Source organism: Streptosporangium sp. G11, assembly GCF_051192615.1.
In the GTDB taxonomy this organism is placed as follows: Bacteria; Actinomycetota; Actinomycetes; order Streptosporangiales; family Streptosporangiaceae; genus Streptosporangium.
Window position 1 is genome coordinate 152487 of record NZ_JBPJUQ010000008.1, and the last position, 19237, is coordinate 171723.

Here is a 19237-nt window from a genome sequence, read left to right on the forward strand (position 1 = left end):
GCCGACAGATGGGTAGTGCGACTCCACTCAGGAGTGGAGGACATCGGTGATGGGCGGATTCAAGAAGTTCCTGCTGAGGGGCAACCTCGTCGAGCTCGCCGTGGCGGTCGTGGTCGGAGCGACCTTCAGCGGGCTGGTGCAGGCACTGGTCAAGGACCTCATCACGCCGCTGATCGGAGCGATCACGGGCGGCAGGGAGCCGAACTTCTCGCAGTACATGTTCACGATCAACGGCTCCAAGTTCATGTACGGCGACTTCATCAACCACCTGCTGAGCTTCATGATCATCGCCGCGGTCATCTACTGGCTGGTCGTGATGCCCATGGCCCGGCTGATCGGCTTCTTCGACAGGGACAAGAAGGCCACCGAGAAGCAGTGCCCGGAGTGCCTGAGCGACATCCCGATCGACGCCAAGCGCTGCGCGTTCTGCACCGTGGAGCTGTCGCGGGTTCCCGTCGCCGACACACCGCCCGCGTAGCGCCCGGCCCGGTCCGAAGACCCGCGTCCCACCCCCGGACTCCCGGGCCCCGTGGCCCGTTCCCGCCCCGAAACCCCGGCGGCATCGCGGCCCGGGGGTCCTTAATGATCATTGACGGTCGGTGGGAGGTCGGGCACACTTGGCCCCTGCGAAGCCTTCCAGGGGAGTGGTATGGACTTCTCCGTCCTGGGGCCGGTCGAGGTGAGGGCCGACCACCAGCCGCTTCCCCTGGGCGGACGTAAGCAGAGGGCCCTGCTCGCGATGCTGCTCAACCACGCCAACAGGTCCGTGCCCGACGACCTGCTCGTGGACGCGCTCTGGAGCGAGCACCCGCCCAAGACCGCCGGCAACAACCTGCGCCTGTACGCCTCCCGCATCCGCCGGTCCCTGGGCCACGACCGGGTCCTGCGCAGGCACGGCGGCTACCTGCTGGTCGTGCACGCCGGCGAGCTGGACGTCCATCGATTCCAGTCACTGGCGAAGGATGGCCGCGACGCCTTCCTCCACGGCGACCACCACGAGGCCGCGGACCTCCTCCACCGGGCCCTGCGGCTGTGGCGCGGTCCCGCGTACGCCGACCTGCGGTTCGTCGAGGACCTGTCGGGCGAGGCGGCACGCCTGGAGGAGCTGCGGCTCGCCACCCTGGAGAACCGTGTCGAAGCCGATCTCTCGGTGAGGTTCCAGCCGGAACTCGTCGCCGAGCTCACCGGCCACGTGAACGCGTACCCGCTCCGCGAGCGCCTGCGGGCGCACCTCATGGTGGCGCTCACCCGCGCCGGCCGCAGCTCCGAGGCGCTGACGGTGTACGCCGACATCCGGCGCCTGCTGAACGAGGAGCTGGGCGTCGAACCCGGGGCCCGGCTGCGTGACCTCCACCGGCTGATCCTGGCCGGGGAGTGGGCGAACCCCGAGCACGTCGCGAGCGGGCACACGGACGGCGGGCGGGACGACCGGGACGAGCAGCGTCCGGCCGAGCCGCGCGAGCCCCCCGCGGAGCTGCCGATGAACATCGCGGACTTCGCGGGACGCGAAGAACACGTCAGGGAGCTCGTCGCGCGGCTGGACGACCGTTCCGCGACGACCGTCTCGGTCATCACGGGAATGGGCGGCATCGGCAAGACGGCGCTGGCGGTGCACGTGGCGCACCAGCTGGCCGGCAGGTTTCCCGGAGGGCAGCTCTACGTCGACCTGCACGGCGCGCACGAGGAGGAGCAGGCGGACCCCGGTCACGTGCTCGAACGGTTCCTCGTCGCACTGGGCGTACCCGGATCGAGTATCCCGGAGTCCGTCGAGGCCCGCGCCGCGCTGTACCGCAGCCGCCTGGCCCGCGCGAACGTCCTGGTCGTCCTCGACAACGCGGCGTCGGAGCAGCAGGTGAGACCCCTGCTCCCCGGCGCCTCCGGCTGCGCCGTGATCGTCACGAGCCGTGCGAGGCTCTCCGGCCTTGAGGGCGTGCGGCCGGTCGAACTGGACGTCCTGAGCACCCAGGAGGCCGTGGAGCTGCTCTCACGGCTGATCGGGCACGACCGCGTCGCCGCGCAGCTCTCCGCCGCCACCGAGCTCGTCTGGCTGTGCGACCGCATCCCGCTCGCCGTGCGCGTCGCGGGCGCGCGGCTGGCCGCCCGCCCCCAGCAGGGCATCGCCTGGCTCGTGGGGCGGCTCGGCGACGAGCGCGGGCGCCTCGACCAGCTGACCGTCGGTGACCGCGCGGTCAGGGCGAGCCTGGCCCTGAGCTACTTCGGTCTCCCGGCGAACGCGCGCCGCGCCTTCCGGCTGCTCGGCCTTCTCGACGTGCCGGGCTTCGCGAGCTGGGTTCCCGCCACGCTGCTCGACTGCCCGCACGAGGAGGGGGAGACGTACCTGGAGATCCTGGTGGACGCGCAGCTCGCCACCATCTCCGGGATCGACACCACCGGGCAGGCCCGCTACCGCTTCCACGACCTCGTCCGGCTGTACGCCCGCGAGCGCGCGGTGGCCGAGGAGGACCCGGCCGAACCGCCGCTCGCGACGACCCGAGCGTTCGGCGCGTGGCTCTGGCTGGCGGAACAGGCCATGGAGCACGTCCACGGCGCCTGTTACGCCGTGCTCCACGGCCCGGCGCCGCGCCGGGCACTGCCCGACGACATCACCGCGCTCCTCCTGCGCGACCCCCTCGCCTGGTTCAACGCCGAGCGGACCGCGCTGGCCGGTCTCATCGAGCAGGCCTGCGCCCTGGAGCTCGACGACTTCGCCTGGGACCTCGCGGGATGCCTCGAACGATACTTCGACTCCCACGGGTTCTTCTCCGAGTGCCGTCGCCTCAACGAGCGGGCCATGCTGGCCTGCCGTACGGCGGGAAACCTGCTCGGCGAGGCCGTCATGCTGCGCGGTCTGCTCGACGTGACCACCTGGACCGGCGTCGAGCACGAGGGCGGCGCCATGGTGGCGCTGCACACCAACGCCGTCCGGCTCGCGGAGATGTTCACCGAGGTCGGCGAGTTGCGCGGGCTCTCGGACGCCCACGTGATGTGCGCCTGGGGCCTGGCCGCGCAGGGATTCGTCGAACCGGCCGTCGAGTCGGCGGAGACGGCGCTGCGCCTCGCGGAGGAGACCGGCCACCTCGGCGGCCGGGCGCGTGCCCACCTGGCTCTCGGCATCACGCACGGCCAGCGGGACGTCTTCTCGGCGATCCCGCACCTGGTGAGCGCGTTGAGGGTGGCGGAGACACTGGGAAACCCGCGCTTCGAGGCGACGTCCCTGCAGTTCCTCGGTCTCGCGTACGTCGAGACCGGCCAGTCCGAGCCGGCGGAGCGGTGCCTCAACCGCTCGCTCGTCATGTCCCGGGTCGCGAGGGACCCGGCGTCCGAGACGATGACCCTGGTCACGCTGGCGAAGCTCTACAGCGGCGACGGCGACGAGCGGGCGAGGCCCACGGCCGACACCGTGGAGGAGCTCAGCCGCCGCTACAACCTCACCCACCACCTGGCCGACGCCCTCTGGATCCTGGGCGACCTCGACCGCGCCGACGGCGACCACGCGCGAGCGGTCGAACGCCTGACGGAGTCCGTGGCCCTGTGGCGGACCCGCAGCTGGACGACGTACCTCGGAGGCGCGCTCCGCAGCCTCGGCCTCGCCCACGTGGCGGCCGGCGACAGGGAGAGGGCCGTGAGGTGCTGGCGTGAGGCCCACGAGCTCTTCACCGTCATCGGGGACAGGGCGAAAGCGGACGATCTGGCCGGTCTCCTCGGACGTCACTCCTCTATCACCTGACGCCCCTGATCAGCCTTTACGGCATATGCGGAAAATATGCAGCCGCTTCGTAGCGTCTGGATGGCAGGAGATCATGTGGTCGTTCGAAGCTTCACGATCCGTGCGAGGATGAGCGGGCATGGCAGGCTCATCCCCGGCTGGGTCACACAGGGGCTGGCCCTTTCTCGCGTATCGTGAACGCCTCGGCCACCGGTGTGTCCTCCGGGCCGATCACCTGATCGGTCCGGCCCTTTTCCATCGGGAAAGGCACCCGGAGGACAATGAAACCGTGAGTTTCGAACTGGCCGTCTGGTACGAGCCCAAACCGATCACCAGGGAACACGCGGATAACGTCTTCCAGGCCCTCCGCCACGGCACCCCGGAGGACCGTGGGACACCTCCCTCCGGCCTCTCCGAGGGGCGAGATCCCCGTCTCGAAGAGCAGGAGGCCCCGGAGGCGTACCCGGGGGTGACGGCGTTCGCCGATCGCCTGCCCGGGGCCGAGTGGCTCTCTCCGGACCACGTCCTGGTCACCACGGACCTGGAGCGGGCCGACGAGGTGTCCTCCGAGGTCTTCGCCCTGGCCACCGAGTGCGGGCTGATCTGCTACGACCCGCAGCGCGGCCTGGTGCACAACCTGTCTCCGCGGGGCGTCTACCCGACCATGGAGATGCGCACGGGCGACGGCATGATCGTGGTCGGCCCGGACCTCCGGCTCATCTCCGACACGCTCGCCACCATGTCCCCGCAGAACCCGTTCACGGCCCTGGTCGTCTTCGGCGAGCACTTCGTCCAGAGCTCTCCGGAGATCTCGGGCTACGAGCTGGAGTACAAGGACAGCGTCAGGGACCGGATGTTCCGCACGCATGTCCCTGACCTGAAGGCGGTCCAGGACGCCTTCACCGAGTACGCCACCGGCGAGCGCGCCTTCCTGGAACGCCACGACTGGCGCCTCGTCTGAGCTTCTCTCGGTGGTGCTCTTCCCTGCTCAGCGTGGTTGTGCTTCATGTCCGGCTGCGGTGGGGGGCGCTGTTCTTGCGTGGTGCTCGGTGTGGTTGTTCTTTGTGCTCGCTGCGGTGGGCGGTTGCTGTTCCTTCGGTGCTCGGTGTGGTTGTTCTTTGTGCTCGCTGCGGTGGGCGGGTGTTCCGGCCGGCCGTCTCAGTTGCTGTCTGGTGTTTCCGGCCTTCGGCCTGCTCGGGCGTGGTGGTTGCGGGCTCTTTTTAAGCCGGCCGGAACACCCGCCCACCTCCGCTGCACGGGTTCTGTCCGTATGGGGTGCGCGCCGTAGTCGCTCGCTTTCCCGGCCGCCCGGGCTCTCGCCGTCGCTGAAGCGTCTTTCAAGGGCCGCTCAGAGCGAATCGCCGTAGCTGAAGCACCCGTGCACGACCCAGTCCAGGGCTGAGGCGCCACAGGCCGCCCCGGCTCATTACGAGGGGCTGTGCCTCCTCTCAGGGAGTTTCAGGGTCCTCTCAGGTCGTTCGTGATGGTGTTGTGCCGCTGTCGCCACCCTCTCCAGGAGCTTCTCGACCATGACGCCTTTCGCGATCCACGCCGGACTGATGTTCGACGGCACGAACATGTCCGGCCCCACGACGGTTTTCGTGGAGGGCGGGCGGATCACCGGCGTGGACACCACGGGCGCTCTCCCGCCGGACGGGATGGACCTGGTCGACCTCGGCGCGGACGCGTTCCTGATGCCGGGACTCGTCGACCCTCACGTGCATCTCGGCTTCGACGCCGGTCCCGACCCGGTGACCGCGTTCATCGCCGCCGACGACGAGGAACTGCTGGCCAGGATGCGTACCGCGGCCGACACGGCGCTCCGGGCCGGTATCACGACCGTGCGTGACCTCGGTGGCCGCGACTATCTGGCGCTGGCGTTGAACTCGGGGCCGGAGATCCTCGCCGCCGGGCCACCGATCACCACGCCCGGCGGCCACTGCCATTTCATGGGTGGTGCGGTCGAAGGAGCCGTCGCCCTGCGCGCCGCGGTACGGGACCGGCACGAGCGGGGCTGCGCGGTGGTCAAGATCATGCTGAGCGGTGGCAACATGACGCCGGGCTCGCCGCCGCCGCACGAGTCGCAGTACTCGCCGGCCGACCTGCGGGTCGTCGTCGACGAAGCGCATCGGCTCGGCCTGCCCGTCGCCGCCCACGCGCACGGTACGCCGGCGATCAGGGACGCGCTGGCGGCGGGAGTGGACAGCATCGAGCACGCGACATTCGTGACCGCGGACGGGGTCGACGCGGACCCCGCCCTGCTCGCCGCCATCGCCGGGAGCGACGTCTTCGTGAGTGCGACGATCGGCGTCGTCCCCGGGGATTCGCCGCTTGTCCTGCCGCCGGAGGTCGCCAAGCGCGTGCAAGCCGTGCACGAGGCCCTCAGGACCCTCTACAGGCTTGGTGCCAGGATCGTGCTCGGTACGGATGCCGGCATCATGCCGGTCAAGCCGCACGACGTACTGCCGTACGCCATTTCCCAGTTCACCGCGGAGGGCCCGTCTCCCCTGGAGGCGCTCACGGCGGCGACCAGCCTCGCTGCTCAAGCGTGCGGGGTCTCCGACCGGAAGGGACGGATCACGGTGGGCGCGGACGCCGACCTGCTGGCCGTGACCGGGAACCCCCTCGACGATCTCGACCGGCTCCGAGACGTCCGAGCGGTCTTCCGCGCGGGTGTCCGGGTCAGGTGACTCGTCCTGGACCTTTCCTCCCGGAGAAAAATCGGAGGGGAACGGGCGCGTGCCGTCGTTGGGGAAACGGACGGGGTTTTACGGTGCCCCGCCCTGGACTGGGTCGTGCACGGGTGCTTCAGCTACGGCGATTCGCTCTGAGCGGCCCTTGAAAGACGCTTCAGCGACGGCGAGAGCCCGGGCGGCCGGGAAAGCGAGCGACTACGGCGCGCACCCCATACGGACAGAACCCGTGCAGCGGAGGTGGGCGGGTGTTCCGGCCGGCTTAAAAAGAGCCCGCAACCACCACGCCCGAGCAGGCCGAAGGCCGGAAACACCAGACAGCAACTGAGACGGCCGGCCGGAACACCCGCCCACCGCAGCGAGCACAAAGAACAACCACACCGAGCACCACGCAAGAACAGCGCCCCCACCGCAGCCGGACATGAAACACAACCACGCTGAGCACCCAACCCGCCCACAGGGAAACATCCCAGGTGAGCGGGAAGAGAAACGCCTCAGGCACACGGCAGGGGAGACACTTCAAGCACGCCTTAAGAAAAACGCCTCAGACGCACGAAAAGGGAAACACCCCAGTCAGTCATTCGCCGGGAAAACGGACACCCACCTGCGAGCGGACCTCGTCCATGATGCCCATCACGTCGAGGGTCGCCTGCCAGGGCATCAGCGGGCTCTCCAGCAACCCCTCGCGCAGGCAGCGCATGGCCTCGGCCGCCTCGTGCAGCATGCCCTTCCCCTCGAAGGGGACGTGGAAGATCTCGGGCTCGCCGTCCGTGCGGTACAGGGTGAAGGTGTCGGGACGGAAGAACAGGTGCGGCAGCTCGATCCGGCCGAGCGGGCCGGAGATGGACGCGGTGACCGGGCTGTCCGTGGTGATGCCGCAGGACAGCAGGGCGACCGCCCCGCTGTCGTAGCCGAGCAGCACGCCGGTGTTCTCGTCCACCCCCTCGGGGGTCAGCCGCGCCCAGGATCGCACCCCGGCGGGAGCGCCGAGCACCATGTGGGCGAAGGAGATCGGGTAGACGCCCACGTCGAGCAGGGCGCCACCGCCCAGGTCCGGGTTGCGGAGCCGGTGCTCGGGCGGGACGGAGACGGAGAACCCGAAGTCGGCGTGGACGGTGTTGACCGGTCCGATGGCGCCTCCCTCGACCAGTTCCATGATCTTGCGGATGGCCGGGATGCAGCGCGTCCACATGGCCTCCATCAGGAACAGGCCCCGCTCCCGCGCGAGGTCGACCAGCTTGGCGGCCTCGGCCTGGTTCAGGGTGAACGCCTTCTCGCACAGCACGGCCTTGCCCCCTTCGAGGCAGGTCCGTACGGCGTCGTAGTGGGCGTTCTGGGTGTTGGCGACGTAGACGATGTCCACGTCGGGGTCGGCGGCCAGTTCCGCCCAGCTCCCGTGGGCACGGGGGATGCCGTGCCGGTCGGCGAAGGCCCGCGCGGACGCCTCCGACCGTGATCCGACCGCGACCACCTCGGCGTCCGGCAGGAGCTTCAGGTCCTCGGTGAAGGTGGCGGCGATGCCGCCGGTCGCCAGAATTCCCCACTTAATCGCGCTCATAACGACATATCTCACCATGAATGCTTGACGAGGAGACCCCCGGTACCCGGGCCTCCCCGCCTCACCTCACTCACCCCGTGCCCGGGGACGTCAGCCGCGCGTGTCGGCGAGCAGGGCGTTCAGCACCAGGTCGGGGTGATCGCGCATCACGCCGCGCATGCGCCACTCGTCGGTGAACAGCGCCAGCAGCGCCCCGTCGAGCGAGCGGGTGAAGACCTCGACCCCGCGCTGGCGGGCCAGGATCGGCGCCGACTCGGCGTCGGTGAGCCTGGCGATGCCGAAGTCGAGCCGGTCCATCAGGATCTCGGTGTTGAACTCGGCGGCCATACGATGCTTGACCACGTCGAACTGCATCGGGCCCACCGCGGCGAGCACCGGCGACTGGTCGCCGCGGACGTCGGAGCGGAGCACCTGGACCACGCCCTCGGCGTCGAGCTGCTCGATCCCCTTGCGGAACTGCTTGGACCGGCTGGAGTCGCGGACCCTGGCGGTGGAGAAGTGCTCGGGGGCGAAGCTCGGGATCCTCGGGAACTCGACGGGCGAGCCGTCGTAGAGCGTGTCACCGGGACGCAGGGCGCTGGCGTTGACCAGGCCGACCACGTCGCCGGGGTAGGCCTCGTCGATCGTGGCGCGCTCCTGGCCGAAGACCGACTGGGCGTACTTCGTCGCGAACGGGCGGGCGGTGGCCGCGTGGATGAGCACCATGCCGCGCTCGAACCTGCCCGAGCAGACCCGGACGAAGGCGATGCGGTCGCGGTGCGAGGGGTCCATGTTGGCCTGCACCTTGAAGACCAGGCCGGAGAACGGCTCCTCCAGCGGGCGCGGGTCGTCGGCGACGTCCGGGCGGGGCGTGGGGGCGGGGGCGATGTCGACCATGGCGTCCAGCAGGCGGCCGACGCCGAAGTTGGACAGCGCGGCCCCGAACAGCACCGGGGTCGACTCGTGCGCCTCGAAGGTCTTCTGGTCGTGGTCGGCGCCGATCGCGGAGAGCAGGTCGATCTCGTCCTTGGCCCGCTCCCAGTCGCCGCCCAGGTCCGCCAGGGCCTGCTCGGCGCTCAGGTCGGTCTCGATGGCCTTGGTGGCACCGCCGGGAGTACGGGTGTAGCGGACGATCCGGTCGGCGGCCCGGTCGGCCACGCCGTGGAAGAAGCCGCCGTTGCCGATCGGCCAGGTGATCGGCGTGGGCTTCAGGCCGGTACGTTCCTCGATCTCGTCCAGCAGCTCCAGCGCCTCGCGCCCCGGCCGGTCCCACTTGTTGACGAACGTGATCACGGGGATGCGGCGGTGCCGGCAGACCTCGAACAGCTTCAGGGTCTGCGGCTCCATGCCCTTGGCCGCGTCGAGCAGCATGACCGCGCAGTCGACGGCGGCCAGCACCCGGTAGGTGTCCTCGGAGAAGTCGGCGTGGCCCGGGGTGTCGACCAGGTTGAACATGTGGCCGCGGTACTCGAACCGGAGGGCTGCGGAGGTGATGGAGATGCCCCTTGCCTTCTCCATCTCCATCCAGTCGGAGGTGACCCCGCGCCGCCCGGACTTGCCGTGCACCGCACCCGCCTGGCTGATCGCGGAGGCGTGCAGCGCCAGTGCCTCCGTCATGGTCGACTTGCCCGCGTCGGGGTGGCTGATCACCGCGAACGTGCGGCGACGAGCCGCCTCCTGAATGATCGCGGCCATTACTGATCTCCTAGCGATGCGTAAGGTGGGGTACTCCGGGCACAGTGCGGGGGCACTGAAGGGGCCCATGAGTGACACTGAAACCAGCTTACGCGCCGCCACAGGTGTCAACAGATGTGGCAACACTTCCCCAGGCCGCTTGCGCCACCATGGTGTTAAGTGGATCGTGGAACATCGCGGTTCGCCCTATGCCCATCCCAACTGTCCGAAAGCGGCTCAGCTCGTGCAACTCGACGATCTAGTGATGTGCAGATGATCACGCTGCGCTATACGGCAGGTTCCGACGTCGGCCGGATCCGGCAAGGCAACGAGGACGCCGCCTACGCGGGCGCCCGGCTTCTCGCCGTCGCCGACGGGATGGGCGGCCACGTGGGCGGGGAGGTCGCCAGCTCAGCGGCGATCGCCACCGTCGCGTCCCTGGACCAGGAGTGCCCCGGCGACCTCGCCGCCGCCGCCGAGGCCGGGGTCCGCAAGGCCAACCAGCGCCTGCGCGAGCTGGTCGAGGAAGACCCGTCGCTCACCGGCATGGGCACCACCCTGACCCTGATGCTCTGGAACGGCTCGCGCGTCGCCCTTGCGCACATCGGCGACTCCCGCGCCTACCTTCTGCGTAACGGTGACCTGTATCAGATCACCTACGACCACACCCTGGTCCAGACGCTGATGGACGACGGCCGGATCACCGCCGAGGAGGCCGCCCGCCACCCGCACCGGTCGATCCTGCTGCAGGTCCTCGACGGTAGCGACAATCTCGAGCTCGACCTCTCCCTGCGGGACGCCGAGATCGGCGACCGCTACCTGCTCTGCTCCGACGGGCTGTCCGGGGTGGTCGACGCCGAGCGGCTCCGCCAGGTGCTCGCCGAGGTCGACGACCTCGACGAGGTGACGCGGCAGCTGATCGCGCTCGCCTGCGACGCGGGAGGTCCCGACAACATCACCTGCGTGGTCGCCGACGTGGTCGAGGGGGAACTCTCCGACACCGCGGTGGTGGTCGGCTCGGCCAACCCCTCCTAGAGGCCGCGCCTTCACGGAAACGCCCCCCGTAGAGGCCGCGCCTTCATGGAGACCCTCTCCTGGGGGCCGGTCCGCCTCGGTGCCCGGCCCTCGCGGGGGCCGCCGGCCCAAGGCCGCCCTCGCGCGGGAGCCCTTCACCCGTGGAGGCCGGCCCGGTGCGCGGTGGGTCCTGGTCGCGGCCGGGAACAGCGGCTATCGTCAAAAATCCGGCACTCCTCGCCGATCACCGCTCCGGAGGGATGTTCCTCATGTACAAGGAGTTCGCCATCGAGGCCATCGTGTGGCTCATTCCCGTCGTGATCCTCGTCGGTCTCGCCTACATGATCACTCGCCCCGCCTGACCTCCCGAGGCGGTTCTCCGGGACGGCGCCGAGGACGCGGAGCCCCGCTCCTGCTCCTCCGCTTTCTCATGCCCCCGGCTCGCCTCCGGCCCTCGTACGCCCCCCGGCCTCCGCGCGCCTCCGGTCGTGCCCGCGTGGGCCCCGCACGTCGATAACCCCTGCGTACGTGGAATCTATGCGGATATTTCCCCATTTTGGGAACTATCCCTTTTACTAGATCTTTATCTGTATATAGTCACCTATACGTGCTCGGGGGAGCACGTTCCGGTACACCAGCAGGGGGATCTCACACGCCGATGGGCCCGTTCGTCGATGCCGCACTGTCTTTTCCGACCGTCCTGTTCACGTTCCTGCTCCTGGTGATCATCGCGTACTGGGTGCTCGTCGTGTTCGGGGTGTTCGGGTTCGACGGTGGCGACGGTGACGGGTCCGAGGCGACGGGGTCCGGCGGCTTCCTGGGTGGTCTGGGACTCGGCGGAGTCCCGGCCGCGGTGGTCGTCTCACTGCTGGTCGTCGTCGCGTGGTTCGCGAGCCTCGTGGGCGGCACGCTGTTCACGAGCACCCCCGCCCTGGTCGCCGTACTGGTCGCGGCACTGGTCTGCGCCTGGGCGTGTACTCGCCTCATCGTCCTGTCACTGCGGCGTCTCGTCCCGAAGGAGCGCGTCCCCTCCCGCGCCGACTTCGTGGGCCGCGTGTGCGTCATCCGCACGAGCCGCGTCGGCGGTGACTTCGGCCAGGCCGAGGTCACCTCCGCCGACGGCTCTTCCGCTCTCGTTCAAGTACGGCAGACCGGCGACGAGGTTTTCGCTGCCGGCAGTGTCGCCCTGATATTCGCCTATGACTCCCCGGGCGAGTTCTTCTGGGTGACGCCGTACGACGCGGAACTCGACCCTGATCGGCCTATTTAACCGAGGGACCACATTGGACGTCATCTCCACCGGGCTCGGCATCCTCCTCGCCGTCGTCCTCCTCGTCGTCATCGGCATGCTCTTCATGATCAGCCGGTTGTTCAACAAGGTGGAACAGGGCAAGGCCCTGATCGTCTCGAAGATCAACAAGGTCGACGTCACCTTCACCGGCGCCGTCGTGCTGCCCATCTTCCACAAGGCCGAGCTGATGGACATCTCGGTGAAGACCATCGAGATCGCGCGTACCGGCCGTGAGGGCCTGATCTGCCGCGACAACATCCGCGCCGACATCCGCATCACCTTCTTCGTCCGCGTCAACAAGACCGTCGAGGACGTGGTGAAGGTCGCCCAGGCCATCGGCACCGCGCGCGCGAGCGACCAGGAAACCCTGCAGGAGCTGTTCAACGCCAAGTTCTCCGAGGCGCTCAAGACGGTCGGCAAGCAGCTCGACTTCGTGGACCTCTACACCCAGCGCGACCAGTTCCGCGACCAGATCATCCAGGTCATCGGTACCGACCTCAACGGCTACAGCCTTGAGGACGCGGCCATCGACTACCTGGAGCAGACCTCGCTGATGTCCATGGACAGGAACAACATCCTCGACGCGCAGGGCATCAGGAAGATCACTGAGCTGACCGCCATCGAGCACGTGCGGACCAACGAGTTCCAGCGGCGCGAGGAGAAGGAGATCACCCGCCAGAACGTGGACGCGCGGGAGGCCATCCTGGAGCTGGAGCGCCGCCAGGCCGACGCGGAGACCAAGCAGAAGCGCGAGGTCGAGACCATGCGCGCCCGCGAGGAGGCGGAGACCGCCAAGGTCCAGGCCGAGGAGCGGCTCAAGGCGTACGCCGCGAACCTGCGTACCGACGAGCAGCTCGGCGTCCAGCAGGAGAACCAGGCCCGCGAGATCGCGGTGGCGGCGAAGAACCGCGAGCGGGTCCTCGCCATCGAGACCGAGCGGATCGAGAAGGACCGCCTGCTGGAGGTCATCGCCCGCGAGCGGGAGACCGAGCTGTCGCGCATCTCCAAGGACAAGGAGCTGGAGGGCGAGAAGCGCTCCATCGCCGAGGTGATCCGCGAGCGGATCATCGTGGAGAAGACGGTCGCCGAGCAGGAGGAGAGCATCAAGCGCCTGCGCGTGGTCGAGGAGGCCGAGCGGACCCGCCAGGCCGTGATCATCCAGGCCGAGGCCGAGGCGCAGGAGAGCCTGGTCAAGGACATCAAGGCGGCCGAGGCCTCCGAGGCCGCGTCCAAGCACAGGGCGCGCGAGACGCTGGTGCTGGCCGAGTCCCGGCAGCAGGCCGCCGAGCTCGACGCCCGCGCCAAGATCCGCCTGGCCGAGGGCGTGCAGGCCGAGGCGGCCGCGGCCGGTCTGGCCGAGGTGCAGGTACGCGAGCGGGACGCCGCGGCGATCGAGAAGGTCGGCCGCGCCGAGGCCGCCGTCGAGCGGGAGAAGGCGCTGGCGGTCGCCGAGGGCGAGCAGGCCAGGGCCCACGCCGCGGCCACCGCGGTGCGCGAGAGGCTCAAGGCCGAGGCCGAGGGCGAGCAGGCCATGGCGCTGGCCGCCGCCGCGACGGTCGGCGAGAAGCTCAAGGCCGAGGCCGAGGGTCTCACCGAGAAGGCCGCGGCGATGGCCGCGCTCACCGACGCGACCCGCTCCCACGAGGAGTACCGCCTGCGCCTGGAGGCCGAGAAGGAGATCCGCCTCGCCGGGGTGAACGCCCAGCTCAAGATCGCCGAGGCGCAGGCCTCCGTGGTGGCGGCCGGACTGTCCAAGGCCAACATCGACATCGTCGGCGGCGACACCGTGTTCTTCGACCGGCTGATGAGCTCGATCACCATGGGCAAGGCCGTGGACGGCTTCGTGGAGCACTCCGAGGTCGCCCGCACGCTGGCCGGACCGTACCTGGACGGCTCGGCGAGCCTCCCCGCCGACCTGGGCAGGGCCCTCGGCTCGATCGACACCGCCGACGTGCGGAACCTCTCGCTGTCCGCGCTGCTGATGAAAATGATCAAGGAGGGCGGCCCCGACGCGGACAGGCTGCGCGGCCTGCTGGGCGAGGCCCAGGCGGCCACCACGACCGAGGTGCCCGTCGCCGCGCTCGGCACCGCCAACGCCGGTAACTCCACCGGTTCCGTCAAGCAGTGACGTCCTCCACGGCGGAGGCCGTCACCGGCGCCCCCGGCGAGGGGGCGGGGCTGGACGCGGGCACCTACGAGGTGCTCCGCGCCCGGCTGGCCGAGCAGGCCGCCGAGCTGGCCCGGCAGTCCGACGCGCTCAACGCCGAGCGCCTGGCGGTGTTCGGCGGGGCCGAGCTGCGCCTGATCGGCACCGAGCGGATACGCACCGAGAACAACTGCGTGCCGCGCGACATCGTGTCGGTCGGCGGGCTCATGCTCTTCGGCTACAACGTGTTCATCGGGATGAAGCCGGAGACGGCCGTCGAGGACGTCTTCTCCGTGCACACGTTCGTACGGGACGGCGGGGGCGCGGGAGGCACAGGGGGCACCGGGAACGCGTTCCGGTTCGATCCCGCGCCGATGTTCCGCGACCCGCGCTTCGAGCGGGACTTCTCCGAGCTCTACCGGTACTACCGGGAGACCCGGCTGCTCCAGCTCCGCCGCGTCGAGGGCAAGATGCTGGCCGTCTTCCAGACCGGCCCGCAGGACACCCGCGTGCTGCGCTGGCAGGTCGGGGCGGACGGCACGCTCTCGTACGTCGACGACCGGGGGGAACGCGACCACACGTTCCCGCCCTCGCACGACTTCGAGTGGATCCCGGCCACCCGCGACGACCACGTACTCGGCCGCCACCCGCACATCTCGATCGAGGGCGAGGTGTTCGTCGAGACCGTCGGCGGCGACCTCACCATCAAGATCGAGAACAACACCGAGACCGGGGAGGGCGTCTACCGCGAGCCCGTCACGGAGCCGCTGCAGAGCCTCGCCGACGCGGAGGTCCACCACGCCAGGATCGGCCCGCTGATCCTGCTGCGCGTGCGGCCGTACAAGGAGCCCGAGTGGCGGCACCTGGTGTTCAACACCCGGACCAAGGGCGTGGTCCGCCTCGACGGCATCGGGCAGGCCTGCCAGCGCCTGCCCGAGGACCAGGGGATCATCTTCCCCGGCGGCTACTACCTGTCCACCGGGGTCGGCAAGACGTTCGACACCGACGTGTCTGAGCTGGAGTTCGAGCGGGTCATCCGCTCCCCCAACGGCGAGGACGTGCTGTACGTCTTCCACGCCCGCGCCGAGGGGCGGTCGCTGCTGCTGCCGTACAACGTGATCCGCAAGCGGGTGGAGACACCGCTGTCCTGTCACGGGTACTCGCTGTTCGACGACGGCACGCTGGTCGTCTTCAAGGCCACCTCCGACGAGCCCACCCGCGTCCACCCCATGCAGGTCTGGCAGACGGCGTACCAGTCGGACGTCTACGCCGCGGGACGCCCGGTCGGCACGGGGCCGCTGGAGCGGATCGGCAACGCGGAGCTGGTGCGCGGCATCTCCGACTGCCTGTCGGTGGCGCGGATGGTCGAGGAGATGGCGCCGTCGATCCCGGTCTTCGAGGCGCTGATCGCCTCCTGCGTCCGGGTCTTCGACCACTACCACTGGCTGGGCGAGCACCGGCTGCGCGGGCCGCTCGCCGACGTGCGGGCCACCGCCGAGCAGGTGCTGGACGAGTTCGAGAAGGTCCAGTCGCTCACCCGGCAGGCCGCCGAGGCGCTGGAGGCCGCCGCCACCGAGGTCACCGCGCTCGTACGGCACGCGCGCGGCGAGGCGCCCAGGTCCGCGCAGGGCTGGATCGACCGGCTGGCGGAGCTGCGGCAGTCCCAGGGGCGCCTGGTGACCCTGCGCGAACTGCGCCACGTCGACACCGCCGGGATCGACACGCTCGACGCGGAGCTGACGGCCGAGCTGGACAGCACCGCGCAGCGCGCGGCGGGATTCCTGCGGGGCGACGACGCCTTCGCCGGATACCACGCGGAGGTCGAGCGGCTGGTCTCCGACGCGGGCGCCATCGCGACCGTGGCCGAGGCCGGGCCGATCGGCGAGCGGCTGGAGCGGCAGGCCCGGGGCCTGGAGATCGTCGTCGAGGTGGTCGGCACGCTCGACATCGCCGACGCCACCGTGCGGACCGCCATCCTGGAACGGGTCGGCGAGGTGCTCGGCGGGGTCAACCGCGCCCGCGCCACGCTGGCCGCCCGGCGCGGGGAGCTGCTGGCCGGTGAGGGGCGGGCGGCCTTCGCGGCCGAGTACGCCCTGCTGGGGCAGGCGATCACCGGGGCACTGGCGATGTCCGACACCCCCGAGCGCTGCGACGAGCAGCTGGGCCGCCTGATGCTCCAGCTGGAGAACCTGGAGTCGCGCTTCGCCGAGTTCGACGACTTCCTGGGGCAGCTGGCCTCCAAGCGGGAGGACGTCTACGAGGCGTTCTCCTCGCGCCGCCAGGCGCTGCTCGACGAGCGGGCCCGCCGCGCAGACCGGCTGGCCGACTCCGCGACCCGCATCCTGTCGAGCGTACGGCGGCGGGTGGCCGGGCTGGCGTCGCTGGACGAGGTCAACACCTACTTCGGGTCCGACCCGATGGTGCTCAAGCTGAAGGGCGTGGCCGGGGAGCTGCGCGCGCTGGGCGACCAGGTGCGCGCGGAGGAGCTCGAAGGCCGGATCAAGTCGGCCCGCCAGGAGGCGGGCCGCGCCCTGCGCGACCGGCTCGACCTCTACACCGACGGCGGGGAGACCATCCGGCTCGGCCGCCACCTGTTCGCGGTCAACACCCAGGCGGCCGACCTCACCCTGGTCCCCCACGAGGACCGGATGGCGTTCGCCGTCACCGGCACCGACTACCGCTCCCCGGTGCGCGACGCGGCCTTCGAGGACACCCGGCCGTTCTGGAACCAGCTGACGGTCTCGGAGTCTCCGGAGGTCTATCGGGGCGAGTACCTGGCCGCCTCGATCCTGGCCGCCGCCGAGGCCGGAACCCCGGTGTCCACCGGCACCGGCGGGGACCCGGCCTCGCCTGTCCCGGGCGGGAGGCCGGTCTCCCTGGACGCGCTGCACGAGGCCGCGGTGGCCGGCGAGGAGCTGCTGGAGCTCGTCCGCCGGGTGGCGGAGACCCGGTACGACGAGGGTTACGAGCGGGGCGTGCACGACCACGACGCCACCGCGATCCTCCAGGCCGCGCTCCGCCTGCACGCGGGGGCGGGGCTGCTCCGCTACCCGCCCGCCGCGAGGGCCGCCGCCCAGCTCTTCTGGGCCTTCGGCACCGACGAGGCCTCCCGCGCGGCGTGGACCACCCGGGCGACGTCGCTCGCGCGGGCGCGGACCCTGTTCGGCAGGGTGGAGGCGGTGGAGGAGACCCGCGCGGCCCTCGGCTCCGCGATCGCGTCCTTCAGCCGGGGTCTCCACGGCGACACGGGAGACGGGACGGGAGGCGAGGCCGTCTTCGAGCCGGCCGGGGAGTATCTCTTCGAGGAGTTGGCGGGCAAGCCCTTCGGGTTCGTGACCAGCGCGGGGGCCCGGTCGCTGCTCGACCGGTTCGACCGGGCGATGGGACCCGCGCGCGGAGAGTTCGAGGACGACCTGCGGGCGCTCGGCGACGACCTCGCCGCACGCCACCGCCTGGCCGGGGCGTGGCTCTCCGCCTTCGACGTCTCGGCTCCGCGCTCCGGCCTGGACCCGGCCCCGGGCTCCGGCCGGGAAGCGGGCGCGGGCTCCGTCCGGGAAGCGGGCGCGGGACGGGCTCCGGGGGCCGGATCGGCGGAGCTGGTGGAGGCGGTGGCCGTACTGCTGTGCGAGGTGCCGCGGCACGACTCCTCGGCGGCGCTGACCGTCACGGTCGAGGGGCTGCTCGGCGCGCACCCCCGGATCTCCGGGCGCGCGATGGAACTGCGCCTGGACGAGTTCCTGGCCAGGACCCGGCACTTCCGCGACCACCGCGTCCCCGCGTACCGCGCCTACCAGAGGCGGCGCAACGAGCTGGTCGCGGCCGAACGCGAGCGGCTGAGGCTGGAGGAGTTCCAGCCGAAGGTGATGACCGCCTTCGTCCGCAACCAGCTGCTCGACGAGGTCTACCTGCCGCTGATCGGCGACAACCTGGCCAAGCAGCTCGGCGCGGCCGGGGACGCCAAGCGGACCGACCAGATGGGCATGCTGCTGCTCATCTCCCCGCCGGGCTACGGCAAGACCACCCTCATGGAGTACGTGGCCAACCGGCTCGGACTGATCTTCGTCAAGGTCAACGGCCCGGCCCTGGGCCATCTGGTGACCTCGGTGGACCCGGCGCAGGCGCCCGACGCGACGGCGCGGCAGGAGATCGAGAAGATCTCCTTCGCGCTGGAGATGGGCAACAACGTCCTGCTGTATCTGGACGACATCCAGCACACCTCCCCCGAACTGCTGCAGAAGTTCATCTCCCTGTGCGACGGCCAGCGCCGGATGGAGGGCGTCTGGGAGGGGAGGACCCGCACCTACGACCTGCGGGGCAAGCGCTTCGCGGTCTGCATGGCGGGCAACCCGTACACCGAGTCGGGCAGGCGCTTCCGCATCCCCGACATGCTCGCCAACCGCGCCGACGTGTGGAACCTCGGCGACGTGCTGTCGGGGCGGGACGAGCTGTTCGCGCTGAGCTACATCGACAACGCGCTGACCTCCAACCCGGTCCTGTCGCCGCTCTCCACCCGCGACCGGGGCGACATCCGCCTCCTGGTACGGCTGGCGCGGGGCGACTCGGGGGTGCGGGCCGACCAGCTCTCCCACCCGTACTCCTCGGTGGAGCTGGAACAGGTCCTCGCGGTGCTGCGCAAGCTGCTGCGGATCCAGCGGGTGGTGCTGGCCAACAACCAGGCGTACATCGCCTCGGCCGCACAGTCGGACGCGTCGCGGACCGAGCCGCCGTTCCAGCTCCAGGGCTCGTACCGGAACATGAACAAGCTCGCGGCCCGTGTCGTCCCGGTGATGAACGACGCCGAGCTGGAGGCCGTGATCGACGACCACTACCTCGGCGAGGCACAGACCCTCACCTCGGGCGCGGAGGCCAACCTGCTCAAACTGGCCGAACTGCGCGGCACCATGACCCCCGTACAGGCCGCGCGGTGGGCCGAGGTGAAGACCGCCTACCTGCGCTCCCAGGCCCTCGGTGGCGCCGAGGACGACCCGATGACCCGCGCGGTCGGCGCGGTCGGCCTGCTGGCCGACCGGGTGAGCACCGCCATCGAACACGCCGCCGACCGCCTGTCCCCCGAGGCGTGAACCCGCCGGGAGACGCGTGACGTTTTAGTTGGAGGACTATACGAAATGTCAGTGTTTTCCAGCGCCGCCAAAAGCGCCGGAGTAGCCTGTGCGCG

General features: G+C 70.3%; 10 protein-coding genes. 8 read left to right on the plus strand and 2 right to left on the minus strand.

Annotated features, from left to right (window positions below; all coding sequences use genetic code 11):
- The first annotated feature begins 49 nt into the window (after positions 1-49).
- The 4 genes from mscL (at position 50) to ACSDR0_RS11280 (ending at position 6396) form a co-directional block, all read left to right on the plus strand.
- The gene (gene mscL, locus ACSDR0_RS11265) at positions 50-478 is read left to right on the plus strand and encodes a large conductance mechanosensitive channel protein MscL (RefSeq protein ID WP_435288710.1); all 429 of its coding nucleotides are present in this window, start codon (positions 50-52) and stop codon (positions 476-478) included.
- Positions 479-649: 171 nt separating this feature from the next.
- Positions 650-3727 carry a BTAD domain-containing putative transcriptional regulator gene (locus ACSDR0_RS11270; protein WP_435288711.1) on the plus strand — a complete coding sequence of 1026 codons (3078 nt, stop codon included), beginning with the start codon at positions 650-652 and terminating at the stop codon, positions 3725-3727.
- A gap of 268 nt (positions 3728-3995) precedes the next feature.
- Positions 3996-4667: a hypothetical protein gene (locus tag ACSDR0_RS11275; protein ID WP_435288712.1), complete on the plus strand. Its 672-nt coding sequence runs from the start codon at positions 3996-3998 to the stop codon at positions 4665-4667.
- A gap of 568 nt (positions 4668-5235) precedes the next feature.
- Complete coding sequence (locus tag ACSDR0_RS11280; RefSeq protein ID WP_435288713.1) at positions 5236-6396, plus strand: amidohydrolase family protein; 1161 nt, start codon at positions 5236-5238, stop codon at positions 6394-6396.
- Between the two features lie 580 nt (positions 6397-6976).
- Here ACSDR0_RS11280 and ACSDR0_RS11285 read toward each other — a convergent pair.
- Both ACSDR0_RS11285 and ACSDR0_RS11290 read right to left on the minus strand, forming a co-directional pair.
- Positions 6977-7957 carry a Gfo/Idh/MocA family protein gene (locus tag ACSDR0_RS11285; protein WP_435288714.1) on the minus strand — a complete coding sequence of 327 codons (981 nt, stop codon included), beginning with the start codon at positions 7955-7957 and terminating at the stop codon, positions 6977-6979.
- A 90-nt stretch (positions 7958-8047) separates the two neighbouring features.
- Positions 8048-9631, minus strand: coding sequence for a peptide chain release factor 3 (locus ACSDR0_RS11290; protein ID WP_435288715.1), 1584 nt, complete (start codon positions 9629-9631; stop codon positions 8048-8050).
- 252 nt (positions 9632-9883) lie between these two features.
- Here ACSDR0_RS11290 and ACSDR0_RS11295 point away from each other — a divergent pair, with 252 nt between their 5' ends.
- The 4 genes from ACSDR0_RS11295 to ACSDR0_RS11310 all read left to right on the plus strand — a co-directional run bounded on the left by ACSDR0_RS11295 (position 9884) and on the right by ACSDR0_RS11310 (position 19142).
- Complete coding sequence (locus ACSDR0_RS11295; RefSeq protein ID WP_435288787.1) at positions 9884-10645, plus strand: PP2C family protein-serine/threonine phosphatase; 762 nt, start codon at positions 9884-9886, stop codon at positions 10643-10645.
- 637 nt (positions 10646-11282) lie between these two features.
- The gene (locus tag ACSDR0_RS11300; RefSeq protein ID WP_435288716.1) at positions 11283-11894 is read left to right on the plus strand and encodes a hypothetical protein; all 612 of its coding nucleotides are present in this window, start codon (positions 11283-11285) and stop codon (positions 11892-11894) included.
- Positions 11895-11907: 13 nt separating this feature from the next.
- Positions 11908-14043, plus strand: coding sequence for a flotillin family protein (locus ACSDR0_RS11305; protein ID WP_435288717.1), 2136 nt, complete (start codon positions 11908-11910; stop codon positions 14041-14043).
- Complete coding sequence (locus ACSDR0_RS11310) at positions 14040-19142, plus strand: DNA repair ATPase (protein ID WP_435288718.1); 5103 nt, start codon at positions 14040-14042, stop codon at positions 19140-19142. Before ACSDR0_RS11305 ends, ACSDR0_RS11310 begins: the two co-directional genes overlap by 4 nt.
- Positions 19143-19237 lie beyond the last annotated feature (95 nt).